At 59.9% G+C, this 26,176-nt stretch carries 24 protein-coding genes, 1 other RNA gene and 1 pseudogene; 15 read left to right on the top strand and 11 right to left on the bottom strand.

Annotation, left to right across the window (positions count from 1 at the left end; all coding sequences use genetic code 11):
- Positions 1-64: 64 nt before the first annotated feature.
- Positions 65-1,738 carry a DNA repair protein RecN gene (recN, locus tag LOY52_RS03820; protein ID WP_258678261.1) on the top strand — a complete coding sequence of 558 codons (1,674 nt, stop codon included), beginning with the start codon at positions 65-67 and terminating at the stop codon, positions 1,736-1,738.
- A 75-nt stretch (positions 1,739-1,813) separates the two neighbouring features.
- Here the strand turns inward: recN and fur are convergent, their stop codons facing one another.
- Entirely contained in the window at positions 1,814-2,218 is a 405-nt protein-coding gene (gene fur / locus LOY52_RS03815) for a ferric iron uptake transcriptional regulator (protein ID WP_003221515.1), read from the bottom strand.
- Between the two features lie 97 nt (positions 2,219-2,315).
- Here fur and LOY52_RS03810 point away from each other — a divergent pair, with 97 nt between their 5' ends.
- Positions 2,316-2,843, top strand: a complete 528-nt coding sequence (locus LOY52_RS03810) for an outer membrane protein assembly factor BamE (protein WP_007961419.1) — start codon at positions 2,316-2,318, stop codon at positions 2,841-2,843.
- 61 nt (positions 2,844-2,904) lie between these two features.
- Here LOY52_RS03810 and LOY52_RS03805 read toward each other — a convergent pair whose 3' ends face one another.
- Genes LOY52_RS03805 through LOY52_RS03795 form a run of 3 tightly spaced genes read right to left on the bottom strand, consistent with a single transcriptional unit; the run spans position 2,905 to position 5,057 of the window.
- The gene (locus tag LOY52_RS03805; RefSeq protein ID WP_258678259.1) at positions 2,905-3,219 is read right to left on the bottom strand and encodes an RnfH family protein; all 315 of its coding nucleotides are present in this window, start codon (positions 3,217-3,219) and stop codon (positions 2,905-2,907) included.
- Positions 3,212-3,646, bottom strand: coding sequence for a type II toxin-antitoxin system RatA family toxin (locus LOY52_RS03800; protein WP_003221509.1), 435 nt, complete (start codon positions 3,644-3,646; stop codon positions 3,212-3,214). Before LOY52_RS03800 ends, LOY52_RS03805 begins: the two co-directional genes overlap by 8 nt.
- Positions 3,647-3,653: 7 nt before the next feature.
- Positions 3,654-5,057 carry a sodium-dependent transporter gene (locus LOY52_RS03795; protein ID WP_007961408.1) on the bottom strand — a complete coding sequence of 468 codons (1,404 nt, stop codon included), beginning with the start codon at positions 5,055-5,057 and terminating at the stop codon, positions 3,654-3,656.
- A gap of 119 nt (positions 5,058-5,176) precedes the next feature.
- Here LOY52_RS03795 and smpB point away from each other — a divergent pair, with 119 nt between their 5' ends.
- The gene (smpB, locus tag LOY52_RS03790) at positions 5,177-5,659 is read left to right on the top strand and encodes an SsrA-binding protein SmpB (RefSeq protein ID WP_003221505.1); all 483 of its coding nucleotides are present in this window, start codon (positions 5,177-5,179) and stop codon (positions 5,657-5,659) included.
- Positions 5,660-5,761: 102 nt separating this feature from the next.
- Here the strand turns inward: smpB and LOY52_RS03785 are convergent, their stop codons facing one another.
- Positions 5,762-6,529, bottom strand: coding sequence for an FCD domain-containing protein (locus LOY52_RS03785; RefSeq protein ID WP_258678257.1), 768 nt, complete (start codon positions 6,527-6,529; stop codon positions 5,762-5,764).
- Between the two features lie 261 nt (positions 6,530-6,790).
- Here LOY52_RS03785 and LOY52_RS03780 point away from each other — a divergent pair, with 261 nt between their 5' ends.
- The 7 genes from LOY52_RS03780 to ssrA all read left to right on the top strand — a co-directional run bounded on the left by LOY52_RS03780 (position 6,791) and on the right by ssrA (position 15,280).
- Positions 6,791-8,485, top strand: a complete 1,695-nt coding sequence (locus LOY52_RS03780) for a lactate permease LctP family transporter (protein ID WP_027610771.1) — start codon at positions 6,791-6,793, stop codon at positions 8,483-8,485.
- Between the two features lie 150 nt (positions 8,486-8,635).
- Positions 8,636-9,460 carry a (Fe-S)-binding protein gene (locus tag LOY52_RS03775; protein ID WP_258678255.1) on the top strand — a complete coding sequence of 275 codons (825 nt, stop codon included), beginning with the start codon at positions 8,636-8,638 and terminating at the stop codon, positions 9,458-9,460.
- Complete coding sequence (locus LOY52_RS03770) at positions 9,457-10,908, top strand: LutB/LldF family L-lactate oxidation iron-sulfur protein (protein WP_258678254.1); 1,452 nt, start codon at positions 9,457-9,459, stop codon at positions 10,906-10,908. The genes LOY52_RS03775 and LOY52_RS03770 overlap by 4 nt, the downstream gene beginning before the upstream one ends.
- Positions 10,908-11,579: a lactate utilization protein gene (locus LOY52_RS03765; protein WP_258678252.1), complete on the top strand. Its 672-nt coding sequence runs from the start codon at positions 10,908-10,910 to the stop codon at positions 11,577-11,579. The genes LOY52_RS03770 and LOY52_RS03765 overlap by 1 nt, the downstream gene beginning before the upstream one ends.
- Positions 11,576-14,386 carry an FAD-binding and (Fe-S)-binding domain-containing protein gene (locus LOY52_RS03760; protein ID WP_258678251.1) on the top strand — a complete coding sequence of 937 codons (2,811 nt, stop codon included), beginning with the start codon at positions 11,576-11,578 and terminating at the stop codon, positions 14,384-14,386. Before LOY52_RS03765 ends, LOY52_RS03760 begins: the two co-directional genes overlap by 4 nt.
- 129 nt (positions 14,387-14,515) lie before the next feature.
- Positions 14,516-14,794, top strand: coding sequence for a hypothetical protein (locus LOY52_RS03755; RefSeq protein ID WP_123587312.1), 279 nt, complete (start codon positions 14,516-14,518; stop codon positions 14,792-14,794).
- A 96-nt stretch (positions 14,795-14,890) separates the two neighbouring features.
- Positions 14,891-15,280, top strand: a transfer-messenger RNA (tmRNA) gene (ssrA, locus tag LOY52_RS03750).
- Between the two features lie 177 nt (positions 15,281-15,457).
- Here the strand turns inward: ssrA and LOY52_RS03745 are convergent.
- A complete protein-coding gene (locus LOY52_RS03745) occupies positions 15,458-16,150 on the bottom strand; it encodes a hypothetical protein (protein ID WP_258678249.1) in 693 nt (230 codons plus the stop codon).
- Positions 16,151-16,168: 18 nt separating this feature from the next.
- On the bottom strand, positions 16,169-17,209 hold the full coding sequence (locus LOY52_RS03740) for a DMT family transporter (protein ID WP_258678247.1): 1,041 nt from the start codon (positions 17,207-17,209) through the stop codon (positions 16,169-16,171).
- 205 nt (positions 17,210-17,414) lie between these two features.
- Here LOY52_RS03740 and LOY52_RS03735 point away from each other — a divergent pair, with 205 nt between their 5' ends.
- From LOY52_RS03735 to LOY52_RS03725, 3 genes are all read left to right on the top strand, one after another.
- Complete coding sequence (locus tag LOY52_RS03735; RefSeq protein WP_258678246.1) at positions 17,415-18,338, top strand: hypothetical protein; 924 nt, start codon at positions 17,415-17,417, stop codon at positions 18,336-18,338.
- Between the two features lie 281 nt (positions 18,339-18,619).
- Positions 18,620-19,207, top strand: coding sequence for a ribosomal protein S5-alanine N-acetyltransferase (gene rimJ / locus LOY52_RS03730; RefSeq protein ID WP_247267950.1), 588 nt, complete (start codon positions 18,620-18,622; stop codon positions 19,205-19,207).
- Between the two features lie 30 nt (positions 19,208-19,237).
- Entirely contained in the window at positions 19,238-20,716 is a 1,479-nt protein-coding gene (locus LOY52_RS03725; protein ID WP_258678245.1) for a glycosyltransferase family 39 protein, read from the top strand.
- A gap of 76 nt (positions 20,717-20,792) precedes the next feature.
- On the opposite strand, the gene LOY52_RS03720 is transcribed toward LOY52_RS03725, so the two are convergent.
- On the bottom strand, positions 20,793-21,464 hold the full coding sequence (locus tag LOY52_RS03720; RefSeq protein WP_258678244.1) for a histidine phosphatase family protein: 672 nt from the start codon (positions 21,462-21,464) through the stop codon (positions 20,793-20,795).
- Between the two features lie 255 nt (positions 21,465-21,719).
- Between LOY52_RS03720 and LOY52_RS27390 the strand changes: the two are divergent.
- Positions 21,720-22,733: pseudogene (locus LOY52_RS27390) on the top strand (methyl-accepting chemotaxis protein); the annotation flags it as partial.
- 42 nt (positions 22,734-22,775) lie between these two features.
- Positions 22,776-23,639 carry a methyl-accepting chemotaxis protein gene (locus tag LOY52_RS27385; protein ID WP_371260362.1) on the top strand — a complete coding sequence of 288 codons (864 nt, stop codon included), beginning with the start codon at positions 22,776-22,778 and terminating at the stop codon, positions 23,637-23,639.
- A gap of 158 nt (positions 23,640-23,797) precedes the next feature.
- On the opposite strand, the gene LOY52_RS03710 is transcribed toward LOY52_RS27385, so the two are convergent.
- From LOY52_RS03710 to LOY52_RS03700, 3 genes are all read right to left on the bottom strand, one after another.
- Positions 23,798-24,217, bottom strand: coding sequence for a type II toxin-antitoxin system VapC family toxin (locus tag LOY52_RS03710; protein WP_258678243.1), 420 nt, complete (start codon positions 24,215-24,217; stop codon positions 23,798-23,800).
- Positions 24,214-24,459 carry a FitA-like ribbon-helix-helix domain-containing protein gene (locus LOY52_RS03705; RefSeq protein ID WP_027614126.1) on the bottom strand — a complete coding sequence of 82 codons (246 nt, stop codon included), beginning with the start codon at positions 24,457-24,459 and terminating at the stop codon, positions 24,214-24,216. The genes LOY52_RS03710 and LOY52_RS03705 overlap by 4 nt, the downstream gene beginning before the upstream one ends.
- Positions 24,460-24,776: 317 nt before the next feature.
- A complete protein-coding gene (locus LOY52_RS03700) occupies positions 24,777-26,150 on the bottom strand; it encodes a DUF1329 domain-containing protein (protein WP_258678242.1) in 1,374 nt (457 codons plus the stop codon).
- Positions 26,151-26,176 lie beyond the last annotated feature (26 nt).

Genomic DNA, 26,176 nt, shown 5'->3' with positions numbered 1-26,176 from the left:
GCATTGTCAGGCCGAAACAAAACACTGTATAAATAACCAGACCTAAAGCCTGGGAGCGGCCTTTATGCTGGTGCACCTGTCCGTACACAACTACGCCATCGTTGAACATCTCGATCTCGAACTTGATCGCGGGATGAGCGTGATCACAGGGGAAACCGGCGCCGGCAAGTCGATCATGCTCGACGCCCTGGGCCTGACCCTTGGCGACCGCGCCGACAGCGGCGTGGTCCGCCCGGGCGCCGACAAGGCCGACATTCTGGCCACCTTCGATCTGATCGACATCCCTGAGGCCCATGCCTGGCTGGCTGAGCGCGACCTGGAAAACGATGGTCCGTGCATCCTGCGTCGGGTGATCACCGCCGAAGGCCGTTCACGCGGCTATATCAATGGCACGCCCTGCCCGCTCGGCGATCTCAAGGCCCTCGGCGAACTGCTGATCGATATCCACAGCCAGCACGAACACCAGTCCCTGCTGAAAACCGATACCCACCGGCGCCTGCTCGATGAATACGCCGGCGCGACCGATCTGGCCCGTCAGGTCCAACTCGCCGCGCAGCGCTGGCGTCAGACCCGCCAGGAGCTGGAGCGCCTCTCGAACTCCGGCGACGAACAACGCGCGCGTCACCAACTGCTCAGCTACCAGCTCGAAGAACTGGAAAACCTCGGCCTCGGCGAAAACGAACTCGAACAGCTGGAGCAGGAACACAAAAACCTGACCAACGCCGAAACCCTGCTCGGCATTTGCCGACAAGTGGTCGAGCAGTGCAGCGAAAGCGATTCCGGCAACGTACTCAATGCACTGACCGCCAGCCTCAATCGCCTGTCGAGCGTGAACAACTCGGTTGGCGCAGTGGGCGAAGCCAGCAGCCTGCTGACCAGCGCGCAGATCCAGGTCGAAGAAGCCGTGGGCGAACTCAATCGCTTCCTCGACAACTTCGATGCCGATCCGGCGCGCCTGCAGTATCTGGAAGAACGCCTCGACGCAATTTACACCCTGGCCCGCAAGCACCGGATCCAGCCAACCGAAGTCGCCGAGATGCAGCAGAAGTTGCTGGATGAGATCGAAACCCTTAACGCCAACGACGAATCCATCGAGCGCCTGGGTGAAGAACTGGCGTCCTACGCGCGCCATTATCAAGAGAAAGCCCGCGAGCTGAGCGACTTGCGCCACCAAGCGGCCGGCAGCCTTGCCAGCGCCGTGGAGCAGGAAATCCAGCGCCTGGGCATGCCGGGCGGGCGCTTCACCATCGAATTGCGCGCCAACAGCAGCGACGAATTGCTGCCCAATGGCCTGGAACAAGTCGAACTGCTGGTCAGCGCCAACCCCGGCCAGCCACTGAAGGCATTGGCCAAAGTGGCCTCCGGTGGCGAGCTGTCGCGGATCAGCCTGGCGATTCAGGTGATCACCGCGCAGACCTCACGGGTGCCGACCCTGGTATTCGACGAAGTGGACGTGGGCATCGGCGGACCGACCGCCGAAATCGTCGGCCAGTTGTTGCGGCGTCTTGGCGATCGCGGGCAGGTGCTGACCGTGACGCACTTGCCGCAAGTGGCGGCGCAGGGTCATCAGCATTTATTCGTGCACAAGGTACGGGGCGAACAAGCGACTCACACCGCCGTGTCCAAGCTGAGCAAGAACGACCGTATAGAGGAAGTGGCTCGGATGCTGGGCGGCATCGACCTGACCAAAGAGTCTTTGGCTCACGCGAAAAAAATGGTGGTTACCGCAAAAGTTTAAGCACAGCAGAAAGCACGAAGGCGACCCTTGGGTCGCCTTCGTTCGTTTCGCGAACCTGAAATTCGCGCGACATGCTTACTTTTTCTTGCGTACGTACAGCACCAGATTGTGATCTACCAGATCAACACCGTGCTCCTCGGCGATTGCCTTCTGGAGCTTTTCGATTTCCGGACTGACGAATTCGACGACTTCACCGGTTTCCACGTTGACCATGTGGTCGTGGTGGCCACCGTCGGCCAGTTCGAATACCGCGTGGCCACCGTCGAAGTTGTGACGGACCACGAGGCCAGCGGCTTCGAACTGGGTCAGAACACGGTAAACCGTGGCCAGACCAACGTCCTCGCCCGCTTCCATCAACGCCTTGTAGACGTCTTCGGCACTCATGTGACGCTGCTCGGTAGAATCGAGCATTTGCAGGATCTTGACCCGTGGCAGGGTCACTTTGAGGCCGGCTTTGCGTAGTTCGCTATTTTCAACCATGGTCAGCTTTCTCGCGATGCTGCTTCGCAGCTTCTCTTAATGCGGGTATGATCGGCGTTTACGTTGTCCCAGCCAAGATAGTGGAAGTCGCCCACCGATGCAAAACACCAAGCTCTTGCTAACCAGTTTCACCTTTGTGGGACTGCTCGCACTCGCCGGTTGTTCATTCCCCGGGGTTTACAAAATCGACATCCAGCAGGGCAATGTCGTCACGCAGGACATGATAGACCAGTTACGCCCGGGAATGACCCGTCGGCAAGTACGGTTTATCATGGGTAACCCTCTGCTGACCGACACGTTCCATGCCGATCGCTGGGATTATCTGTACAGCCTGCAACCTGGTGGCGGTGAACGCCAGCAGGAGCGCGTGAGTGTTAACTTCAACTCCAACGACCAGCTTGTCAGCCTGTCCGGTGACTTCATGCCGGGCGTAAGCCGTGACGAAGCCATTCTCGGCAAGGACAGTGGCACCAGCGTGACCGCCCCTGCTGAAAACGCCGAGAAGCCGAAGCCGGAAGAACCAGCCAAACCAGGCTCCTTGCTGGATTCGATCCAGAAGGACGTGGACGGTGTTGAAACCGTTCCGGTTCCGACGCCTGAGCCGCTGGACACCTCGCCGCAGTAATGTGCGAGGCAATAAAAAACCCGGAATTTCCGGGTTTTTTATTGCCTGCGATTTGCTCAGCCTACTGATTTCGTGCCTTGGCTTCGGCAGCCTTGGCCGCCCGCAAGCGCCGAACCTCCTTCGGATCCGCCAGCAATGGGCGGTAGATCTCGATGCGATCCCCCGCCTGAATCAAGCGAGCCTGTGGAGCAGCCACCACCTTGCCGAAGATCCCCAGCGGACAATCACTCAGATCCAGCTCGGGAAATTCATCGCCAATACCTGACTTGAGCACCGCCTCACGCACTGTCGTCCCTTGAGGGACGCGCAAAGTGCGCAGAACCTGGCGATCCACGGCGGCATACACCACTTCAATCTCGATCACCGGATCAACCATGCATCTGCTTGGCACGCTGGCAGAACGCATCCACCAACGTATTCGCCGCCTGATTGAACAGCGGGCCGAGCGTCGCGCGCACCAGTGGGCCGGCGTAGTCGAAAGACAGGTCAAGACTGATCTTGCAGGCCTTCTCGTTCAACGCCTTGAAGACCCAGACGCCATGCAGCTGGTTGAACGGACCCTCTTCCAGGTTCATCTCGATCGACTGCCCCGGCACCAGCGTATTGCGCGTGACGAAGTGCTGACTTAGACCGCCCTTGGCCACGCCAACGCTGGCGCGCATGTGTTCGGGCGAGCTCTCCAGCACCTCGGCGGACGAGCACCACGGCAGGAATTCCGGGTAACGCGCGACGTCGTTGACCAGGTCGTAGAGGAATTGCGCCGGGTATGGCAGCAACGCCGAACGTTGAATATGTGTCGTCATGTAAGCGTTACTTCCAGAGCTGAGCGGCAAACACTACAAGAATGCCGATAGGCGCCACGTAGCGCATCAAGAACAAGGACAGGGCAAACAGTGCCGGGTTGCGAATCGACAACTCGTCACGCACCGCCTCACGCCCCATCACCCAACCGGCAAACAGCACGAAGCACAAGCCACCGAGCGGCAACATGATCCGCGAGGTGAAGAAATCGATCACGCCGAAGAAGTCCAGACCGCCCGCCGCACCCCATTGGTAGAGGTGGAACAGGCCGCCATCGTTCACGAAAAATTTGGCTTCCTTCCAGATATTGAAAGAGAAAACCGTACCCAGACCGACGAACCAGCAGATGAAGGCCAGCCAGAAAGTCACCCAGCCACGGCTGATTTTCGTGCGTTCAACCAGATAGGCAACCATTGGTTCGAGCAGGGAAATCGCCGAGCTCCAGGCGGCAATTGCCACCAGGACAAAGAACACCACGCCCATCAACTGGCCGAAAACCACGTTACCGAAGGCAAATGGCAGACTGACGAACATCAGGCCCGGGCCTTCGCTAGGGTTCAAACCGCCGGCAAACACAATCGGAAACAATGCCAGACCGGCCACCAGCGACACGAAAGTGTCGAGCAGTGCCACACCGACCACCGTGCCGGACAACGAGGCTTCCTTGGTCATGTAAGCGCCGTAGATCATGATCGAGCCGACGCCCACGCTCAGGGAAAAGAACGCATGCCCCATGGCGGGCAGCAAGCCGTCGAGGACTTTTTCCGGGTGGAAATCGAACATGAAATGCACGCCCTCCATGAAATGCCCGGTGGTCATGCTGTAACCCAGCAACACCAGCACCATCACGAACAGCAGCGGCATCATGATGCGCAAACTGCGCTCAAGCCCGGCAACCACGCCTTTGGCGATCACTACGGCCGACAACAGCATGAAAACTGTGTGCCAAAGTGTCAGACGCCAGGGATCGGAGATCACATTGCCAAAATAAGCGCCGACCTGCTCCGCCGTGGCGCCCTGGAAGTCGCCGCGCCCCATGTCGATGATGTAATCCAGCGACCAGCCGCCAACCACACTATAGAAAGACAGGATCAGCAACGCTGTGATCATCCCGGCAAATGCGCCCCACGACCACTTGCCCGAATGCCCGGCTTCCAGCGCCAGCACCTTCAGGGCGTTCGCCGGACTCTGCCGTGCGCGGCGGCCGATCAGGGTTTCAGCCAGCATGACCGGGATCCCGATCAGGGCGATGCAGGCCAGAAACATCAGCACGAAGGCGCCGCCACCGTAGACCCCGACCATGTAGGGGAATTTCCAGATGCTGCCCAGTCCCACGGCCGAACCGGTCGCGGCGAATATGAAAACCCAGCGGCTAGCCCAACTGCCGTGGACAGAAACCTTGTCTGTCGACATTGAATATCACGCCCAAGCGTTAGAAAAAGAGGCCGCATTGTCCGGGATTCACTCAACGTGCTCAAGCACGCAGCATCACCGTAGCCGAGGACCGTTTATCTCCATATAATGCCGCCCCTATGGCTAAACAGAAGAAACACCCAACAGGGACCATCGCGCAGAACAAAAAGGCGCGACACGATTACTTCATCGAACATCGTTTCGAGGCTGGTCTGGTCCTGGCCGGCTGGGAAGTAAAAAGTCTGCGGGCAAGCAAGCTGCAACTGGTCGACAGTTACGTGCTGCTCAAGGACGGCGAAGCCTGGCTCCTCGGCAGTCACATCACACCGTTGATGACTGCCAGCACCCACGTCATCGCCGACCCGACCCGCACCCGCAAACTGCTGCTCAACAAGCGCGAGCTGGAAAAACTCGCCGCTGCCGTGCAACAGAAAGGCTACGCCTGCGTGTGCCTGTCCTTCTATTGGAGCAAGCACATGGTCAAGTGCGAGATTGCTCTGGGCAAGGGCAAGAAGGAATACGACAAGCGTGACACCGAGCGCGAACGCGACGCCGGTCGAGAGCTGCAGCGCGCCGTGCGCAACAAGGGCAAGGAAGAGTAATTTTCCTGCTTTAAAAGATCGCAGCCTGCGGCAGCTCCTACACAGGAATGAGAATTTCCCTGTAGGAACTGCCGAAGGCTGCGATCTTTTTGCTTCTAAAAGCTACATCCCTTTACGCCGCTCCGCCCGAGCCATGCGCTGAACTTCCTGCCGCACCTCTTCCAGCACCTCCTGCACATACAGAATGTGCCGACTGGAAACCTCGCGCGCCTGCTCCGCCCGTCCTTCGATAATCGCCAGATACAATTCCCGGTGCTGAGAGATCAGCATGTCGCGGGTTTCCGTGCGCTGCTTGTACATGCCGCCGATATTGGTCACCACGTTGCGCTTGAGCAGATCGAACAGCCCGCGAATGGTGTGCAGCAGCACTGCGTTGTGGCTGGCCTCGGCGATAGCCAGATGAAACTTCGCATCGGCCGCGCCCTCTTCCGCCCGGCTCACTTCGTCATTCCGTGTATAACAATCCTGCAGCTCGTTGAACGCCGCAGTGAGCCGCTCGCGATCCACGTCGGTAGCGCGCAATGCTGCGTAATAGGCGCACGATGCCTCCAAAGTGTGCCGAAACTCCAGCAAATCGCGCTGAGCTTCCGGGTTGCTTTCCAGCAGCAATAGCAGCGGATCGCTGAAGGTCGAGCCGAGCGTTTCCACCACATAGTTGCCGCCGCCCTGGCGACTAACCAGCAAACCTTTGGCCGCCAGTTTCTGAATCGCTTCGCGCAACGACGGACGCGATACGCCGAACTGCTCGGCCAAGGCGCGTTCGGCCGGAAGCCGCTCACCGGACTTCAGCGTGCCCTCGAGGATCATCCCCTCGAGGCGCTCGACAATATCGTCAGACAAACGGCGCTGACGAATCTGATCAAACCCCATAACTCATTTCTCCACGATCCCGACCGCTCGCCGGGCTCTCTATTCTGGCCTATCGGCGCCCCGCCGACACCTGTCAGAGCACATTCGCCCGACCGGATCAGATTCCGTCTGCACCGCTTATTCGACAAAAGTTTCAGGGCGACAAATTGACACACCGACATCAAGGCTTTTACCCTAGCCAACAGCGATTGTAAATTGGTATTACCAATTAACCAAGAACGCTGACAGTGCCTGACCAACAACAATTAGGGGCCACCCCATATGCAAACCTGGCAACAGCTCTATACCCCGCTCGGCAGTCTCGGCGTCTCCGCACTTGCGGCCGTCATCCCCATCGTTTTCTTCTTCCTCGCGCTTGCGGTGTTCCGCCTCAAGGGGCATGTGGCCGGCAGCATCACGCTCGCCCTGTCGATTGCCGTGGCAATTTTCGCCTTCCACATGCCTGTCGACATGGCCTTCGCCGCTGCTGGATACGGCTTTGCCTATGGTCTGTGGCCGATTGCCTGGATCATTGTTGCGGCGGTGTTCCTCTACAAACTGACGGTCAAGAGTGGTCAGTTCGAGGTCATTCGCAGTTCGGTGCTGTCGATCACTGACGACCAGCGCTTGCAGGTGCTGCTGATCGGTTTCTGCTTCGGTGCGTTTCTGGAAGGTGCCGCCGGCTTCGGCGCGCCGGTAGCGATTACCGCCGCGCTGCTGGTCGGTCTCGGCTTCAACCCGCTGTACGCCGCTGGCCTGTGCCTGATTGCCAATACCGCGCCGGTTGCGTTCGGCGCGCTGGGGATTCCGATCATCGTGGCCGGCCAGGTGACTGGCATCGACGCGTTCAAGATCGGCGCCATGACCGGTCGCCAACTGCCGCTGCTGTCGCTGTTCGTGCCGTTCTGGCTGGTGTTCATGATGGACGGCCTGCGCGGCGTGCGGGAGACCTGGCCGGCAGCACTGGTCGCAGGCCTGAGCTTCGCCGTGACCCAGTACTTCACCTCGAACTTCATCGGCCCGGAGCTGCCGGACATCACCTCGGCCCTGGCCAGCCTGATTTCCCTGACCCTGTTCCTCAAAGTCTGGCAGCCCAAACGCGCCGCCGGTCAACATATTGCCGGCGCCGTTTCGGCCTCTGTGGTAACCGCCAGCGCAGGAGGTTTCGGCCAGAAGCGCAGCACCGTGGCATCGCCTTACAGCCTCTGGGAAATTTTCATCGCCTGGTCGCCGTTCCTGATCCTTACCGTGCTGGTAACCATCTGGACCCTCAAGCCGTTCAAGGCCATGTTTGCCGCCGGCGGTTCGATGTACGCCTGGGTGTTCAACTTTGCCATCCCGCACCTTGATCAACTGGTGATCAAGACCGCCCCGATCGTCGCCACCCCGACTGCGATTCCGGCGGTGTTCAAACTCGACCCGATTTCCGCGACAGGCACCGCGATTTTCTTCTCCGCGCTGATCTCGATGCTAGTGTTGAAGATCAATTTCAAAACTGGTCTGACCACTTTAAAAGAGACCTTCTACGAACTGCGCTGGCCTATTCTGTCGATCGGCATGGTGCTGGCGTTCGCCTTCGTCACCAACTACTCGGGCATGTCTTCGACCATGGCGCTGGTCTTGGCCGCGACCGGCGCAGCCTTCCCGTTCTTCTCGCCGTTCCTCGGCTGGCTGGGCGTGTTCCTCACCGGCTCCGATACTTCGTCCAACGCGCTGTTCAGTTCGCTGCAGGCGACCACCGCACACCAGATCGGCGTCAACGACACCTTGCTGGTGGCGGCCAACACCAGCGGTGGCGTGACCGGCAAAATGATTTCGCCGCAATCGATTGCCGTGGCCTGCGCTGCAACCGGGCTGGTGGGCAAGGAATCGGATCTGTTCCGCTTCACCCTCAAGCACAGCCTATTCTTTGCCACGATTGTCGGCCTGATCACTCTGGCTCAGGCTTACTGGTTCACCGGCATGCTGGTGCACTAAACCTATAAACAAAACGGAAATAACCGACGCCGGTTCGTGATTCCGGCGTCAGCAATTCACCACCCGGTCTGTAAGGCTGCTGAAAGCAAGGCTCTTTATATTCAGCAGCCGCCACAGACGGATAACCGGGCCCACCCGGAGACACGCCTGATGAGCGAGCTTTTTTACAACGCTGTGCCCAACGCCACTCGCGTCGCACCGCCACTGCCCGAACCTCGGCAATACCCCAGCGAGAAACCGTCGCGGGTCTACCTGTTCGGCACTTGCGTGGTCGACCTGTTCTACCCCGAAGCCGGGATGGACGCGATCCACTTGCTGGAGCGTGAAGGGATAAAGGTCGAGTACCCGCAAGGGCAGAGCTGCTGCGGGCAACCGGCCTACACCTCGGGTTACACCGAGCAGGCGCGGACGGTCGCGCGCTCGCAACTGGCGTTGTTTGCCGGGGATTATCCGGTGGTGGTGCCGTCGGGCTCCTGCGCCGGCATGCTGCGCGAGCATTACGCGGACTTGTTCAAGGACGAGCCGCAAACGTTGAAACAGGTTCAGGCCCTCGCGGCCCGCACCTATGAACTCGCCGAGTTCCTGCTGTTCGTCTGCAAGGTGCAGCTCAAGGACAGCGGCGAGCCGGTCAAAGTCGCGCTGCACACCTCGTGTTCGGCACGCCGCGAGATGAACACCCACTTGCACGGCCGCGAGTTGTTGGCGCAGTTGAGCAACGTGGAACGGGTCAACCACGACCACGAAAGCGAATGCTGTGGCTTCGGTGGGACATTCAGCGTCCGTATGCCAGACATTTCCGGCGCGATGGTGGCGGACAAGACCCGGGCGTTGAAGGAATCCGGTGCGCATAAGGTGTTGAGCGCCGACTGTGGCTGCTTGATGAACATCAACGGCGCATTGGAGAAACAAAAAGAAGCGCTGCGCGGGCAACATCTCGCCAGCTTCCTCTGGCAACGAACCGGAGGTGCGCAATGAGCACCTCGACGATTATTCCTACGGTTGCCGTAGAAGATTTCCGCACCCGAGCACACAACGCCCTGGGTGATCAGCAGTTACGGAACAACTTCCGCACTGCGATGGATTCACTGATGACCAAGCGGGCAGCGGCTTTCAGCGATGCCCACGAAAGAGAACACTTGCGCGCCCTGGGCAACTCGATCAGGGCGCGTGCGCTCTCCAAGTTGCCCGACCTGCTCGAGCAACTGGAACAGAACCTGACCCGCAACGGTGTGACAGTGCACTGGGCGGAAACGGTGGACGAGGCCAATGGCATCGTCCTGTCGATCATCCGCGCTCATGAGGCGCGGCAAGTGATCAAGGGCAAATCGATGGTCAGCGAAGAGATGGAGATGAACCATTTCCTCGAGGCTCAAGGTGTTGAATGCCTGGAGTCCGACATGGGGGAATACATCGTCCAGCTCGACCACGAGAAGCCTTCACACATCATTATGCCGGCGATCCACAAGAATGCCGGTCAGGTCGCGTCCTTGTTCCACGACAAACTTGGCGTGGAGTACACCAAGGACGTTGACCAACTCATTCAGATCGGTCGCAGAGTCCTGCGGCAGAAATTCTTCGAAGCGGACATCGGCGTTTCCGGCGTCAACTTCGCCGTGGCCGAAACCGGCACCCTGCTGCTGGTGGAAAACGAAGGCAACGGACGCATGACCACCACCGTACCGCCGGTGCACATCGCCGTTACCGGCATCGAAAAGGTCGTGGAAAACCTGCGCGACGTGGTGCCGCTGTTGTCGCTGCTGACCCGCTCGGCGCTGGGCATTCCGATCACCACTTACGTCAACATGATCTCCGGCCCGCGCAAGGAACATGAACTCGACGGCCCGCAGGAAGTGCATCTGGTGCTGCTCGATAACGGTCGCAGCCAGGCCTTCGCCGACAGCGAACTGCGCCAGACCCTCAACTGCATCCGCTGCGGTGCCTGCATGAACCATTGCCCGGTTTACACCCGCGTCGGTGGTCACACCTATGGCGAGGTTTACCCGGGACCGATCGGCAAAATCATCACGCCGCACATGGTCGGTCTGGCGAAAGTCCCGGATCACCCGAGCGCTTCGTCGTTGTGCGGTGCCTGCGGTGAAGTGTGCCCGGTGAAAATTCCGATCCCGGCAATTCTGCGCCGATTGCGCGAAGAAAACGTCAAAGCCCCGGACGCTCCACACCAAGTGATGCGCGGCCAGGGCAGCAAGTATTCGCGCAAGGAACGCTTCATCTGGAATGCCTGGGCGAAACTCAACAGCTCGCCGACGCTGTATCGGTTGTTCGGGTTCTTCGCCACGCGCCTGCGTGCCCTGACCCCGAGCAATGTCGGCCCGTGGACGCAAAACCACAGCGCACCGAAACCCGCCGCCCGCTCACTGCACGACATGGCCCGCGAGCATCTGGCCAAACAGGGAGACCGCTGATGAGCGCCAAGCAAAATATCCTCGCCAAGCTGCGGAAAAGTCTGACCGGCGCCACACCGATTGCCGACGACTTCGACGCCGATCTGGTGACCCAGCCTTACACCTACAGCGCCGAGCAACGCATTCCGCAACTGCGCAAACTGATGGAGGCGGTGCACACCGAAATCCATCTGACTACCGGCGCAGACTGGCCCGCGCTGCTCGCGCAATTGCTGGGTGATCGCCAACTGCCAAGCCTGCTGATCGCACCGACTACGCCCCACGGGCAGCGCATCACACAGCACTGGGCGAACAATCCTGATCTGCCGGCACTGAAGTCCTACAACCGGCCGATGGAAGAATGGAAAGCCGAGCTGTTCAACGACACCCCGGCCAGCCTTACTGGCACCCTCGGTGCCATCGCCGCCACCGGCAGCCTGATCCTCTGGCCCACCCGTGAAGAACCGCGACTGATGAGCCTGGTGCCGCCGGTGCATTTCGCCCTGCTCAAGGCCAGCGAAATCCGCGACAACTTCTATCAGGTGCAACAGGAGTTCGAGTGGGCCCAAGGCATGCCGACCAACGCACTGCTGGTGTCCGGCCCGTCGAAAACCGCCGACATCGAACAAGTGCTGGCCTACGGCGCCCACGGCCCGAAAGATCTGGTGGTACTGATTCTGGAGGACCAATGACGCTTCCGGTGAATTTCCTGCGTGATGCGCAGCAACTGATTCCTGCGGATCGCCGTTTCGACGATCCACTGTCGACCCTGGCCTTCGGCACCGACGCCAGTTTTTATCGGCTGATTCCCAAACTGGTGATCCGCGTCGAGTCCGAGGACGAAGTGGTCGCGCTGCTGAAACTGGCCCAGCGCGATCAAGTCCCGGTGACCTTCCGCGCCGCCGGTACCAGTTTGTCCGGGCAGGCGATCAGCGATTCGGTGCTGATTGTGCTTGGGGATAACTGGAACGCTCGCGAGATTCGCGGCCAGGGCATGCAGATTCGCCTGCAACCGGGCGTGATCGGCGCGCAGGCCAACGCGTGGCTGGCACCGTTCGGGCGCAAGATCGGCCCGGACCCGGCGTCGATCAACGCCTGCAAGATCGGCGGCATCGTCGCCAACAACGCCAGCGGCATGTGCTGCGGCACCGCGCAAAACACCTACCACACACTTGCCGGGATCCGCCTGGTACTCGCCGACGGCACCCGTCTCGACACCGAAGACGCCGCCAGCGTAGCCGCTTTTCGCGTAAGCCACAGTGATCTGCTGGAGCGCCTGGCGACGTTGGGCCGAGAGACCCGCGCCAATGCCGAACTGGCTGCGAGAATCCGCCACAAATACCGTCTGAAAAATACCACCGGCCTGTCTCTCAACGCCCTGGTGGATTTCGACGAGCCTGTGGATATCTTGAGCCATCTACTGGTCGGCTCCGAAGGCACCCTTGGCTTCATCAGCGCGGTGACCTACGACACGGTGATCGACCACCCGAACAAGGCGTCGGCGCTGATCGTGTTCCCGGATGTGGAAACCTGCTGCAACGCGGTCACGGTGCTAAAAAGCCAACCGGTGTCTGCCGTAGAGTTGCTCGATCGGCGCAGTCTGCGCTCGGTGCAGGAAAAACCCGGCATGCCGGATTTCGTCCAGCACCTGTCGAATAATGCCTGCGCGCTGCTGATCGAATCCCGCGCCGCCTCTTCCACTTTGCTGCAGGAACAACTGGCGCAGATCATGGCTTCGCTGGCCAGTTTTCAGGTGGAGAAACAGGTCGATTTCACTGAAGACCCGGCCGAGAACGCCAAGCTCTGGGCCATACGCAAGGACACCTTTCCCGCCGTCGGCGCCGTGCGTAAAACCGGCACCACGGTGATCATCGAAGACGTGACCTTCCCGGTCGAACAACTGGCCATCGGTGTCAATCGCCTGATCGAGCTGTTCGACAAACATGCCTACGACGAAGCAATCCTTTTCGGACACGCACTGGAAGGCAATCTGCACTTCGTCTTCACCCAAGGCTTCAACAGTCCGGAAGAAGTCGCACGCTATCAGGCGTTCATGGACGACGTGGCGCAACTGGTGGCGGTGGAGTTCGGCGGCTCGCTCAAGGCTGAACACGGCACGGGGCGCAACATGGCGCCGTTCGTTGAGCTGGAATGGGGCAGCGATGCCTATCAGTTGATGTGGCAGCTCAAACGTCTGCTCGACCCCAACGGCATCCTCAACCCGGACGTGGTGCTCAGCGAAGATCCGCAGATCCACCTCAAGCACCTGAAACCGCTGCCGGCAGCGGACGAGATTGTTGATAAATGCATCGAGTGCGGCTTTTGCGAACCGGTCTGCCCGTCGAAAGGCCTGACCCTCAGCCCACGCCAGCGCATCGTGATCTGGCGTGACATTCAGGCGAAGAAACGCGCCGGCGTTGACACCACCGAGCTCGAACAAGCCTACGAGTACCAAGGCATCGAAACCTGCGCGGCGACCGGGTTGTGCGCACAGCGTTGCCCCGTAGGCATCAATACCGGCGAGCTGGTGAAAAAGCTCCGCGCCCGCAACGCCACGCATCAGAAAACCGCTGACTGGATCGAAGGACATTTCGCCAAGACCCTGCAAGGCGCACGTTTCACCCTGCACGTGGCCAACGGCGCACGAATGCTGCTTGGCGCACCGCGTCTGGCCAAGCTTTCGGCGACCCTGACACGCTTGTCCAAAGGCCAGGTGCCACTGTGGACCAACGCGATGCCGCAGCCGGAAAAAGCCATTCGCTTCAGCCCGAGTGTGTCGAATCAACGCCCGCGCGTGGTGTATCTGGCGGCGTGCGTCTCTCGGGTGATGGGCCCGGCAGCCGGTGACAAGGAGCAGATGTCGCTCTACGACAAAACCCGAGGCCTGTTGGAAAAGGCCGGTTACCAAGTGGTATTCCCGGACAATCAGGACAACCTCTGCTGCGGTCAGCCGTTTGCCTCCAAAGGCTACGCCGAACAGGCCAAACACAAACGCCAGGAACTCATCAGCGCCCTCCTCCATGCCAGTCGTGGCGGGCTCGATCCGATCTACTGCGACACCAGCCCCTGCACCTTGCGTCTGGTGCAGGATGTGGGAAATGTTCGCCTGGATCTGTACGACCCGGTGCGCTTCATCCGTACGCATCTTCTCGATCGTCTGGAGTTCACCCCGCAAGAAGCACCGATTGCGGTTCACGTGACCTGCAGCACCCAGCATCTGGGCGAGAGCCAGGCGCTGATCGAACTGGCGCGCAAATGCAGCAAAACCGTGGTGATTCCTGAAGGCATTCACTGTTGCGGGTTTGCCGGTGACAAGGGCTTCACCACCCCGGAGTTGAACAGCCATTCGCTGCGTACACTCAAGGACGCGGTGCAGCATTGCAGCGAAGGCATTTCCACCAGCCGCACCTGTGAGATCGGCCTGACGCAACACGGCGGTATCGACTATCACGGGCTGGTCTACCTGGTGGATCGGGTGACCCGGGCCAAGGCCTGCTGAAGAAAAATAGAACCCTTGCGTGCGACCGTAGTCCACAGAACAGACCCCGAAAATCGGGGCTTTTCTTCCACTCGGTTGCCCGTCCTGACGGCCAGCGCAGTCTGGATCCCTCAGTTCAAGGAGATACACATGAAACGTTCTGTACTGTTAGGTCTGTTCGTTACTGCCTCGATGATGGCCTCCACCTCGTTCGCCGCCGACAAGCCTGCCGACCTGTGCGATGCCAATATCCAGACCATCGACAATGCCAAAGGGCAGCTGTCTTCGAATCCAGAACTGACTCAGCGCGCTGAAACCAGTGTGGCCAAAGCCAAGGCGCTCAAGGCCCAGGGCAAAATCGACGACTGCATTGCGGAAACCTCGCAAACCATCGTGGAACTGCGTAAATCCACCGGCACCAACAACTGATTCACGCCCCGGCCAACCTTCGGGTTGGCCTCGGGGGCCGTTTGGCGTACACTGCGCAGGCTTGTTGCCTCACCTGATGTACGAGGCAATGAGTTCGGGGCCGATTAGGATTCGACGCCGGTGACGAAACTTTAGGTGCATGCCGACTTGGTAACAGAAGTCGTAAATCCACTGTTGCAACTTCTTATAGTTGCCAATGACGACCAATACGGTGCTGCTCTCGCTGCTTAATTGCAGCTGACATGCACTCCTGGTGCCTTCGGGCCCAGCAATCATCAGGGGATGTCTGTAAACCCGAAATGATTGTCATATAGAACAGAATCGCCGTGCAGTACGTTGTGGACGAAGCGGCTAAAACTTACACAACTCGCCCAAAGCACCCTGCCCGTCGGGTCGCTGAGGGTTAACTTAATAGACACGGCTACGCATGTAGTACCGACAGCGGAGCACTGGCGGACGGGGGTTCAAATCCCCCCGGCTCCACCAACTCTCAACGACAAAGCCCGCCTAGTGCGGGCTTTGTCGCATCTGGACATCAGCCAAACCGGGCACACAAACCCACAGCCTGCAGGCGATCAAACTCGACAACCCTGGCAATGCTCTGCCTACTCACAAAAAAGGACGACACGATGTCGTCCTTTTTCGTACCCGCGTTCATCAAAATCAATGAACCGCGCTGAGCAGATCCGGACGACTGGATTTGAGCATTGCCTCATTGACCTTGCCTTGAATCGAGCAGGTAAACATCCCCTTGCTGCCAGTCGTCAGCTCTTGCGGAGCAGGCTCGATCAGGAACACGCGCTCGGCACTGTCGACAACCAGCTTGCCCGCCGTTGCGGATGGGTCTTCCGGCTGCCAGTTGGATTTGCCGTGGGACCAGATTTCCGCGCGTGCGTAGAGTCCCTGCGACATGTCCATACGCGGCCCGCCCGCTTTTTCCAACTGGGTGTGGAGTTCATTCGGCGTCTGTTTGGCGTAGAACCCCCAACTGATGATGCGAGTGCCCATCAGGTCTGTATCTTCGGCGTAGAAGCCGGTCAACGACATGCCGTCAATTTCGACCGGCTTGGCGAACATCCAGCGCTGCCCCATATCGCTTTTGGTGCCGCCGGACAATTTGATCTGGCCATTTTCGACAGTGCTCGGCACCAGATCCTTGAACAAAGGTGATTGCACGACTGCCAGGGAATGATCGTCACAAGCGGCAAACGACGCCACCGGCGAAGGTGCAGCGGCAACGCTGAAAGCAGAAAAAAGGGCCACAATGGGCAACAACAGGAAAATTGGTTTCATGGAATGACTCGAATGAAAAACTGAAGAAATCGACAGAGACGATATCACAATGACATCAATCAACAGACTTCAGAGTTTCAATCAATGCCCATGCCGATGATGCACATCCGGAAAATGCGCATGCCTATGCCGCATCGGCGTGTGCACATGCCGATGGCTATGCGGCTCCGCCCCATCCCACTCAAACCCATGCGTATGTTGATGATGCTCATCGTGTGTATGCCGATGATCATGCTCAAGCAGTTCGTGCTGATGCTCATGAACATGGTTTTCCATCAGATGAATCCATACCCCCACAGCCATTAACGCCGCTGCGAGCAGGAACATCAGCGATATCGACTCGCCGAGCAGCAGAATCGAGATGCCTGCGCCGAGAAACGGTGCGGTGGAAAAGTAGGCGCCGGTGCGTGCGCTGCCGAGGCCGCGCAGGGCGAGGACGAACATTACCAGGCTGACGCCGTAGCCGAGAAAGCCGACCAGCATGATCGGCGCCAGCGAGGTGGCGGCGGGTAGTTGGGTGCCGATGAACAGGGCCAATGTGCAGTTGACCAGACCGGCCACGAGGCCTTTGCTGCCGGCGATGAACAATGCGTCCGAGGCCGAGACTTTACGGGTGAGGTTGTTGTCGATGGCCCAGCAAAAGCAGGCGAAAGCGACGGCCAGCGGCCCGGACCAGTCTTGCGCCGAGACGGCCTCTTGCGGCCAGGACAGCACGACGCCACCGGCGACGATGGCGAGCATGCCGATCACGATTCGTCGGTCGGCATTTTCCTTGAACACCACCCACGCCAGCAGCGCCGTGAGCACTGATTCGAGGTTGAGCATCAGTGACGAGCTCGCGCCGGACGTTCGGGTCAGACCGAACATCAGCGCGACCGGCGCCAGCACTCCGCCGAAGCCGATGGCACCGAGCAGCCATGGCCATTCACCGGCTCCGAGACCGGAAGGCTTCCAGCCACGATCGCGGACAAAACGCAGGGCGGTCAAGCCCAGACCGCTACCGAGATAGAGCAACCCGGCTAGCAGAATCGGCGAAACCTGTACCCCCAACAGTTTGGCGAGAGGCGTACTGGCGCCAAACAGCGCCGCCGCAATCAATGCGTGGAGAACGCTCACATTCATGCCGGGATCACTCGCTGGGGCCGATGGAATACCGGCGCCCATCATCGCAAAACTCAGGTGAGAATTATGTGAACAACTGATTCGTGTCAGGGAACACGGCCTCTGGCACGTGCTCAAATCCAGCAACATTTAATCCGCGCAATCTCTGGGCGGTCGCTCGAAGCAGGCTCTATGCTGCGAACATCGAGATGCAATGGAGTTGAAGATGAAGAGCTGGATTGCCGTAGCGCTGGCCGCGCTGATTTCCTTGTCCGTCCATGCGGCCGACGCCCCCACCGTGCGCGTCGAGCCGATCGCGTTCACAACCAGTGCCGACAGCATCCAGCGCAAACAGTCGATCAAGGGTGACCAGACCGCGCAGTACACATTCAACGCCAAAGCCGGCCAGATACTGACCGTCGACTTCAAACCGTCCAACACCTCCGCTTACTTCAACATCCTCGCCAAGGGTGCCGATTACGCGCTGTTCAACGGCTCGATCATGGGCAATCACTTTCTCGGTTCACTGCCCGGCGACGGCGAGTACACGGTTCAGGTCTACCTCATGCGCAACGCCGCCCGGCGTAATGAAGTGGCCAACTATCAGTTGTCGCTGAGGCTGGTCAATGGCGATGCCATCAGCCGGCAGCAGCCATTCGACCAGACGCTGGAATTGCACGGCATCGCTTTTCACGTCAGCACCGAGCAGGTCGATGGCAAACCGACGCTGCACATCGCTCCCAAGGGGCTGGAGATCGACAATACGGTCATCATTAAGGCCCTTAGCGGTGAGGTGGTACGCGCCGAAGTCGCCGATCTCAACAACGACGGTTCCCCTGAACTCTATGTGTTCACCCGCTCGCCCGGACGCGGCATGCCGGGCGAACTGATCGCCTATTCGGCCAATAAAAAGAAATCCCTGAGCGAAATCTACTTGCCTCCGGTCAGCGACAACCCGAAAACCGCGGAGGGTTATCAGGGCGAGGACTCGTTTTCCGTGGTGGAAAACACGTTGGTGCAACGCTTCCCGGTGTATGACAGCGCCGACGCTGGTGCGGGTCGTACGGGGAAGATGCGTCAGGTTCAGTACACGTTGGTGGCGGGTGAAGCCGGGTGGATTTTGCGCGAGGACAAGGTCACGGAATTCTGAAATGACCGGGTTCGTTACGGCCGACCCGGAAGCCGATTTCGCCGCGAATCACCTGCCCTGAGGCGTTGCAGAGCGGTCGCTGCCGAGATGAATTTTTCTTCACTGCTCAGGCTCGATCAACACGGTACAGTCCGCTCGCTCATTCAAGAAACTACGGTTCGCCCGCGCTCTCCCGCGGGCTTTTTTTTGTCTGGCGTTTGCTGCCGAAGCGATACACCCGGTTTGTTTTTTTCCATCCCGTGATCAATCCTGTCCCTCAACCCTGCCCACCGGAGCGCCCGATGTCACTTCTGAGCCTGCCCTGCCAACGCCTGACGCTCGCCATCCTCGCCCCGGAACAGGCCGAGCTGGAAAGTGACTTTTATGCACGCAACCAGCGCCATCTCGCCCCCTGGTCGCCGATTCGCACCACCGAATACTTTTCTACCGAACAGATTCGTCGACGCCTTGAAGTTCAGGCCAGTGCTTTCGAGGCCGGGCTGGCGATGCATTTCGCCCTGCTGACGCTGGATGGCCAACAGATGATCGGCGCGTGTAATTTCAGCGGAATCATTCGCGGGGCGTTTCAGGCCTGTTATCTGGGTTATCACATTGACCACGCGCATCAGGGTCAGGGTTTGATGCAGGAAGGCCTGGAGGCTGGCATCGGCTACATGTTCGATACGCAGAACCTGCACCGGATCATGGCCAACTACATGCCCGGCAACGAACGCAGTGCGCGCTTGCTGGAGCGCCTGGGTTTCGAGCGCGAGGGCTACGCCAAGGCGTACCTGAATATCGCCGGGCGCTGGCAGGACCATGTGCTGACGGCGCTGGTCAATCCGCTGTTTGAAACGCCGGAGAAGCGTTGGTCGCGTCAACTGGCATGAGTTTCACAATTTGTTAAGCATTGGCGAAGTATGCTCAAGGCTCCTGCCCTTTCCGGTTGCCTGAAATCCATGCCGCGTGCCGCCACTTCACTGTTTCTACTCGCCGCCCTGCTGTTTTTTTTCGCTTTGGGTAACCACCAGTTGCAAGGCTCTACCGAGGCCCGGGTCGCCGGGATCGCCATGGAGATGCATCTGGACGATGACTGGGTGACGCCGCGCCTGTTCGGCGAACCGTTTCTGGAAAAGCCACCGCTGAGCCTGTGGCTGGACGCCGGCGCCATGCGCGTGTTCGGTGTTTCGCCATGGGCGGTGCGGCTGGCGTCGGCGGTGGCCGGGTTGCTCAGCGTGATGCTGCTGTACGGCATGTTGCGCCGCTTCGGACGCCCGCAAGCGGTCGCCTGGACAGCGGGAATTCTGCTGGCAACCATGGCCAGCTACTGGAGCAACGTGCGCGGGGTCGGCGAAGATGCGCTGCTGGCGCTCGGCGTGACCACGGCGCTGCTGGCGTTCTTTCAGGCGCAACGCGCACCGAACGCGGCTAACTCGCTGCTGTTTATCGTCGGCATCGCCGTCGCCACGTTGAGCAAGGGTGTGCTGGGACTGGCGATGCCGGGGGTGGTGATTTTCGCCTACCTGCTGGCCGACAACCTGATCGACAAGCGCCTGAAGATCGACGCGTGGCTGCGTCCCGGCCTGCTCACGGCAGTGGGCCTGATTCCATTGCTGATCTGGCTCGCCGTGCTCTATCAGCGCGGTGGCTCGCACGCCGTCGCTGAAGTGCTGCTGACCAACAGCGTCGGTCGCTTCAGCGGCTCGTTCGTCGAGGCAGGGCATTACGAGCCGTTCTATTACTATCTGGCCAAACTGCCGGAAGCGTTCCTGCCGTGGAACATTCTGGTGTATCTGGGACTGTGGCATTTCCGCAAGGAGCTGAAGGCCAACCGTTACCTGTTGTTTTTCAGCCTGTGGATCGTCGCGCAGTTCATCATGCTCACCCTGGCCTCAAGCAAGCGCACGGTCTACCTGATGTCGATGACCCCGGCGGCGGCGGTGATCGCCGCTGAGTACGCACGGGTGTTGTTCGATCGCTTGCAGGCGCGTGAAAACGCAGACCGCTTCATCGGAAAAGTCGCCCGCCATCGTCAGGCGATTGCCGCAGGATTGCTCACGGTGGTGATCGCCAGCTACCTCGGCGCCGCGCAGTGGGCACTACCCAACGCCGACAAGGAGTTGTCGTTCCTGCCTTTGACCGAACACATTCAGAGCTTGCAGGCCAACGGTCAGCAAGTCGCACTGTTCCAGGCCAATGAACGGGTCGGCGGCGCCAGCGTGTTCTACACGCAACGTGTGCTCAAAGGCCTGGACACCGACGCACAACTGCACGATTTCCTCATCGCCTCGCCCTCGAACGTCGCGGTGATCTCGGCAGACAGCGAACCCGCCGCACCACTCAAAGTGCTCAAGACCATGATGGTCGGGCGTCAGGCGTATTACTTCGTCGGCTACTGACGACCCTCCGCCACACAATAAAAAACCCGCCGTCACTGGCGGGTTTTGTTTGCGCTGACGCTTGGCAAACGTCGTTTCATCGGGTGCTCACTGAGTGCCAGTCGGAGGCTTCGATGAAGCCAATCACCCGCGGGTCCGCTTTGTTTGCGGCAGACACAAACAGTGAGGAACCGTAGCCAGGGTCAGAAACCGGTGTATTCAAGTCCTTTTCCAGCTCCGCCATGCATTCGCTGTGGGTCACCAGGATCAGGTTGCGCCCCGCAAGCTTGTGCGCCAGCGCTTCCTGCAGGATGTGGCCCTTGCAGCTGATTAGCCAATCTTCGCCGCTGGCCGCGCGGTTGAACATGTAACCGGCGGTCTGCACGGTGCGCAGCATCGGGCTGTTGTAGATGTCGGCGTTATTCAGGCCCAGATGCTCAAACTGTGCACCGACACCGACCGCAACACTGCGCGAGCGGTCGGTGATGCCGTCGTCGCCACTCAGGCACGGCGCCGGCGAGTGATCGCAGCGCTCGACGTGACGCACCAGCACGATCATGTCGCCCTTGGCCCACCCGGCCGCCAGTGCGCGGTCGCCGGACACATTGCCATGGGCCAGATCCGGCACCGCCGCCGGGGCGAGCAGCCACAGTGTCAGCGGAATCACCAGCAGCGACGCGCCGAGCACCACCCAGGTATTGCGATAGCGGGCCAATCCGCTCAGGGAAATCGAGCGTTTGACGCCGAACAGACTCAGTCTCAATTCCACATCGGGCCGCCTCGTCGGCATCCATCACAGTCAATTCGATGCGGCGAGGGTAGAGAAGCGGGCGTAAGTGGCGAGTGAAACGCATGTGAAAAAAGTCTTGAAGCGCCCTTGTTACAAATTCCGTAGGACAAAAACCTTTCAGCTCTCGTGTTTGCGGCCGATACAGACCTGCTAACACCCTTGCTGGCTCAAAAAAACAACAATCTTCCAGCCTGACCGACGATCAAGTAGCTCTACGTTCCTGGAGGAATTGTGATGAATAGCTGGTTCGGCAACATCAGCGTGAACATGAAATTGGGCCTGGGCTTCGGCCTGGTCCTGGCCCTGACCTGCGTGCTGGCCCTGACGGGCTGGACCAGCCTCGGCGGCCTGATTGACCGCAGCAACTGGATGAGCGACATCACCCAGCTCAATGCCGGTCTGACCAAGCTGCGCGTGGTGCGCCTGCAATACATGCTGACCAACGGCGACGAAACCGCCGCGCAGAATGTACAAACCACCCTCGAAAGCTTCGCCGCGCAACAACAAGCGCTGATCAACAAGTTCAAGAGCCCGGAAAACGTCAAACTGCTGAAAGAGCAGGCCGCGACTATCGCCGAATACCAGACCTCGCTGAACAAGATGCGCAACGCCTACCGTACCGGCAACAGCGCCCGCGACGTGATGGGCACTAACGCCGACACCGCTTACAACCTGATCGAAACCATCAGCAAGCGCGTGCAGCAGATGGACATGAGCGAGCAGCGCTTCGAGCAGTTCCAGGCCATCACCCAGGCCAAGGAAGCGTTCATCCTGGCGCGCTATGAAGTGCGCGGCTACACCGCCACCACCAACGCCGAAACCGAGCAGAAAGCCGTCGGCCAACTGGACGCAGCGATCGCCAGCCTCAAGCAACTGAACGTGCATTTCGCCGCCACCCAGCAAGACGCCCTGCGTCAGCTGGAAACCGCCCTGAGCAACTACCGCAGCGCGTTGCAGGCGTACAAGAACGCCAACAGCGAAGCAGTGCAGGCGCGTAAAGAGATGACCGATCAGGGCACCGCGATCGTCAACACCAGCGAGCAGCTGTATCAGATCCAGCTCGACCGTCGCGATATCGAAAGCGCCCAGGCCCGCACCTTCCAGCTGATCAGCACCCTGCTGGCGCTGTTGGTCGGTGTGATTGCCGCAGTGATCATCACCCGTCAGATCACCCGTCCGTTGCAGGAAACCCTGGCCGTGGTCGAGCGCATTGCCAGCGGCGACCTGACCCAGAACGTCACCGTCACCCGCCGCGACGAACTCGGCGTGCTGCAACAAGGCATCGCGCGCATGGGCGTGACCCTGCGCGACCTGATCAGCGGCATCCGCGACGGCGTCACCCAGATCGCCAGCGCCGCTGAAGAACTCTCGGCCGTGACCGAGCAGACCAGCGCGGGCGTGAACAGTCAGAAGGTCGAGACCGACCAGGTGGCCACCGCCATGCACGAGATGACCGCCACCGTGCAGGAAGTCGCGCGCAACGCCGAAGAAGCCTCGCAAGCCGCAGCCGCCGCTGACGGCGAAGCCCGTGAAGGCGACAAAGTGGTCAATGAAGCCATCGCGCAGATCGAGCGTCTGGCCAGCGAAGTGGTGCGTTCCACCGAAGCCATGAGCGTGCTGCAACAGGAAAGCGACAAGATCGGCAGCGTCATGGACGTGATCAAGGCCGTGGCCGAACAGACCAACCTGCTCGCGCTTAACGCCGCGATCGAAGCGGCACGTGCCGGTGAAGCCGGGCGTGGTTTTGCCGTGGTTGCCGACGAAGTCCGTGGTCTGGCGCAGCGTACACAGAAATCCACCGAAGAAATCGAAGGTCTGGTCGCCGGTCTGCAGAACGGCACCCAGCAAGTGGCGGCGGTGATGAACAACAGCCGCGCCCTGACCGACAGCAGCGTGGCCCTGACCCGCAAGGCTGGCGACTCCCTGGAAAACATCACCCGCACCGTGTCGAACATCCAATCGATGAACCAGCAGATCGCCGCCGCGGCCGAACAGCAAAGCGCCGTGGCCGAAGAAATCAGCCGCAGCATCATCAACGTGCGCGACGTGTCGGAACAGACCGCCGCCGCCAGTGATGAAACCGCAGCGTCCAGCGTTGAGTTGGCACGCCTGGGCGGTCAGCTGCAGCAGATGGTGAGCCACTTCCGCGTCTGATCTTCAGTCAGCGGCAAAGCGTAAATCGAATCGCGGGCAAGCCCGCTCCCACAGGAAACGAGTCGAACACAAAATATGTGAACGACCGAAAAACCTGTGGGAGCGGGCTTGCTCGCGATGGCGTCAGTCCAGCCACCCCATACTCACTGCCCCACCGCTCACACCTCCCACGGATTAATCACCTCCACTCCCGAGAACTGAAAGTCCTTCACGTTCCGCGTGGCGATTGCCGCACCATGAGCCCGGCAGATTGCGGCTATCTGCGCATCTGCCATCGACACCGCCCGCCCCTTTGCTTCGCAATCTGCGACGAGTGACGCGTACTCGACAGCGGCATGCGCATCGAACGGCAAAATGCGTCCAGCGAAGTCTTCCTCGAACATAGCCATCGCATGAGCTTGAAGATTCTGTTTGCGTTTGCCTGAGGGAAGTCGGGCGATGTCGTGGAGTATCTCAGCCACCGTTATCGCACTGATGGCCAGATCCATGGCGGGCTGCGCATCAACCCAGGCCAGCACCCTGGTTTCAGGTTCGATACGCATAAACTCTGAAAGCACGTTGGTATCGAGCACTATCATTCAGAAAAATCCACCCCGGTGGCTTTCTCTGAGCGCTCTGGCAGATCAAGTTCTGCTCCGCCGAGAGCACTGAATCTGTTGCGTATCCGGCTTCCAAGTCCGCCGGCACGATCCACCGTTGCCAAGGCTCGACCGAGAATCAGGCGCGCCTCTTCTTCCATGGAGTGTCCGTTGTGAGCAGCGGTGATACGCAACTGTTCCTTGAGCTTCTCATCAAGGTTTCGAATGGTGATGCTGGCCATGATGCCTCCTGCAATCAATGAAATCATTGATTGCAGGCTAGCACATCCTTTCTGGCTCACACCGGGCAATCTTCCGAACGGCCATTGTCACTGCAGCAGATGGTCAGCCACTTCCGCGTCTGATCTTCAGTTAGCGCCAAAGCGTAAATCCAATCGCGGGCTTGCCCGCGATGGCGTCCGACCAGTCAACCCAATGTCAAAGACAATCCCCCTTGTGTAGGAGCTGCCGCAGGCTGCGATCTTTTGATCCTGTTTTTTTAAATCAAAGTCAAAAGATCGCAGCCTTCGGCAGCTCCTACAGGGGTTGTGATACGCCTCTATCGTGTCCCACGCTGGCGCAACGCCGAGGGCATGAAATACGCGTCTTCCGGCACCGGTTGCGAGAAGTCCACGGTGGAGGCTTCTTCGTTGTCGAGGTTCTGCACGTAGTAACGCCGGGCCTGCAGATCGTGGAACACGTCCAGTGCGCTCCAGGTGGTCGGCAGGTCGTAGAAGTTTTTCAGATAGGCCATCGACACCCGCCACAGCTCCCCTCGCCCATCGTATTGATCAACCAGCGCCGCGCCCCAGCTGTCCTCGTCGAGGAACAGCACGCGTTTGGAATAGACATGCCGCGCGCCCGGTTTCAGGTTGCCTTCGACCACCCACACGCGGTGCAGCTCATAGCGGGTGAATTGCGGGTTGAGGTGGCCGGGGGTCAACAGTTGGGCGTACTTCACGTCGGGGCTGCCGACCTTGTAGTTGTTGTAGGGGATGTAGATTTCCTGCTTGCCCTTGAGCTTCCAGTCGTAGCGGTCCGGTGCGCCGTTGAACAGGTCGGTATCGTCCGCCGTGCGCAGGCCATCGGACGAGGCGATCGGCGTGTCATACGCCAGGTTCGGCGCACGGCGCACGCGGCGTTGGCCGGCGTCGTAGACCCAGGCCTGACGCGGGTCCTTGAGCTGATCAAGCATCTCGTGCACCAGCGCCGCACCGCCGGCCAGGCGCGCCGGACTTTTCACGAAGGCGAGGTAGTAGAACAGGATGTTTTTCAGGTCGGCGTACTGCCCGCCCGGACGGTAGAAGTTGAACAGCGCCTCCTGCTGCGAGGTGACGAGTGCAAAGCTGCCGTTGCGCTGCACCGGCGCTTCCGACGCGCGGCGCACCACGTAAATCCCGCGATAACGGGTGATGTGGTTCCACAGCACTTCGATGCCGTCCTTGGGCACCGGGAACGGCACGCCACCGTAGGCATCGGCGAATCCGCTGCCGCCCTCCAGCAGTTTGGCCGAGGTCGCATTCTTCAGGGTGTTGTCGTACAGCCATTGCGGCGCCGAACCGGAACGGCGCGATGGATAGACCGGCATCTGGAACGTGTCGGGGTAGCTGTTGAACAACGCGATCTGACCGGGGCTGAGGTGGGCCTTGTACTGGTCGAGATTGGCCTTGGTGATGGTGAACAAAGGCTTGTCCGCCGCATAGGGATCCGGGTGATGTTGGCCCGGTTTGTAGCCGGCGGGCGCCTGGGTGATGCCCCCCGTCCAGGCCGGAATGGTGCCGGCGGCGTTGCCGGCGCGCTCGGCGCCCATGGGCGTGAGGGTGGTTTTCAGTTGTTCGGCTTGTTGTGGGGTGATGGCGGCGAGGACGCTGCCGGCGGTGAGGCCCAGAACCAGCGCCAGCGAAATCCGGGTCATGCTTGAAGTGTGAAACATGATCTTCTCCAAAGTACAAAAACCTG

Source organism: Pseudomonas sp. B21-051, from assembly GCF_024748795.1.
Classification (GTDB): Bacteria; Pseudomonadota; Gammaproteobacteria; order Pseudomonadales; family Pseudomonadaceae; genus Aquipseudomonas; species Aquipseudomonas putida_A.
Note: the sequence above shows the minus strand (reverse complement) of the source record. Positions and strands in the feature narration are given on the sequence as shown.

Coding starts and splice junctions, on each gene's coding strand:
- recN (WP_258678261.1), top strand. CDS start 65: ATGCTGGTGCACCTGTCCGTACACAACTACGCCATCGTTGAACATCTC.
- fur (WP_003221515.1), bottom strand. CDS start 2,218: ATGGTTGAAAATAGCGAACTACGCAAAGCCGGCCTCAAAGTGACCCTG.
- LOY52_RS03810 (WP_007961419.1), top strand. CDS start 2,316: ATGCAAAACACCAAGCTCTTGCTAACCAGTTTCACCTTTGTGGGACTG.
- LOY52_RS03805 (WP_258678259.1), bottom strand. CDS start 3,219: ATGGTTGATCCGGTGATCGAGATTGAAGTGGTGTATGCCGCCGTGGAT.
- LOY52_RS03800 (WP_003221509.1), bottom strand. CDS start 3,646: ATGACGACACATATTCAACGTTCGGCGTTGCTGCCATACCCGGCGCAA.
- LOY52_RS03795 (WP_007961408.1), bottom strand. CDS start 5,057: ATGTCGACAGACAAGGTTTCTGTCCACGGCAGTTGGGCTAGCCGCTGG.
- smpB (WP_003221505.1), top strand. CDS start 5,177: ATGGCTAAACAGAAGAAACACCCAACAGGGACCATCGCGCAGAACAAA.
- LOY52_RS03785 (WP_258678257.1), bottom strand. CDS start 6,529: ATGGGGTTTGATCAGATTCGTCAGCGCCGTTTGTCTGACGATATTGTC.
- LOY52_RS03780 (WP_027610771.1), top strand. CDS start 6,791: ATGCAAACCTGGCAACAGCTCTATACCCCGCTCGGCAGTCTCGGCGTC.
- LOY52_RS03775 (WP_258678255.1), top strand. CDS start 8,636: ATGAGCGAGCTTTTTTACAACGCTGTGCCCAACGCCACTCGCGTCGCA.
- LOY52_RS03770 (WP_258678254.1), top strand. CDS start 9,457: ATGAGCACCTCGACGATTATTCCTACGGTTGCCGTAGAAGATTTCCGC.
- LOY52_RS03765 (WP_258678252.1), top strand. CDS start 10,908: ATGAGCGCCAAGCAAAATATCCTCGCCAAGCTGCGGAAAAGTCTGACC.
- LOY52_RS03760 (WP_258678251.1), top strand. CDS start 11,576: ATGACGCTTCCGGTGAATTTCCTGCGTGATGCGCAGCAACTGATTCCT.
- LOY52_RS03755 (WP_123587312.1), top strand. CDS start 14,516: ATGAAACGTTCTGTACTGTTAGGTCTGTTCGTTACTGCCTCGATGATG.
- LOY52_RS03740 (WP_258678247.1), bottom strand. CDS start 17,209: ATGAATGTGAGCGTTCTCCACGCATTGATTGCGGCGGCGCTGTTTGGC.
- LOY52_RS03735 (WP_258678246.1), top strand. CDS start 17,415: ATGAAGAGCTGGATTGCCGTAGCGCTGGCCGCGCTGATTTCCTTGTCC.
- rimJ (WP_247267950.1), top strand. CDS start 18,620: ATGTCACTTCTGAGCCTGCCCTGCCAACGCCTGACGCTCGCCATCCTC.
- LOY52_RS03725 (WP_258678245.1), top strand. CDS start 19,238: ATGCTCAAGGCTCCTGCCCTTTCCGGTTGCCTGAAATCCATGCCGCGT.
- LOY52_RS27385 (WP_371260362.1), top strand. CDS start 22,776: ATGGGCGTGACCCTGCGCGACCTGATCAGCGGCATCCGCGACGGCGTC.
- LOY52_RS03710 (WP_258678243.1), bottom strand. CDS start 24,217: ATGATAGTGCTCGATACCAACGTGCTTTCAGAGTTTATGCGTATCGAA.
- LOY52_RS03705 (WP_027614126.1), bottom strand. CDS start 24,459: ATGGCCAGCATCACCATTCGAAACCTTGATGAGAAGCTCAAGGAACAG.
- LOY52_RS03700 (WP_258678242.1), bottom strand. CDS start 26,150: ATGTTTCACACTTCAAGCATGACCCGGATTTCGCTGGCGCTGGTTCTG.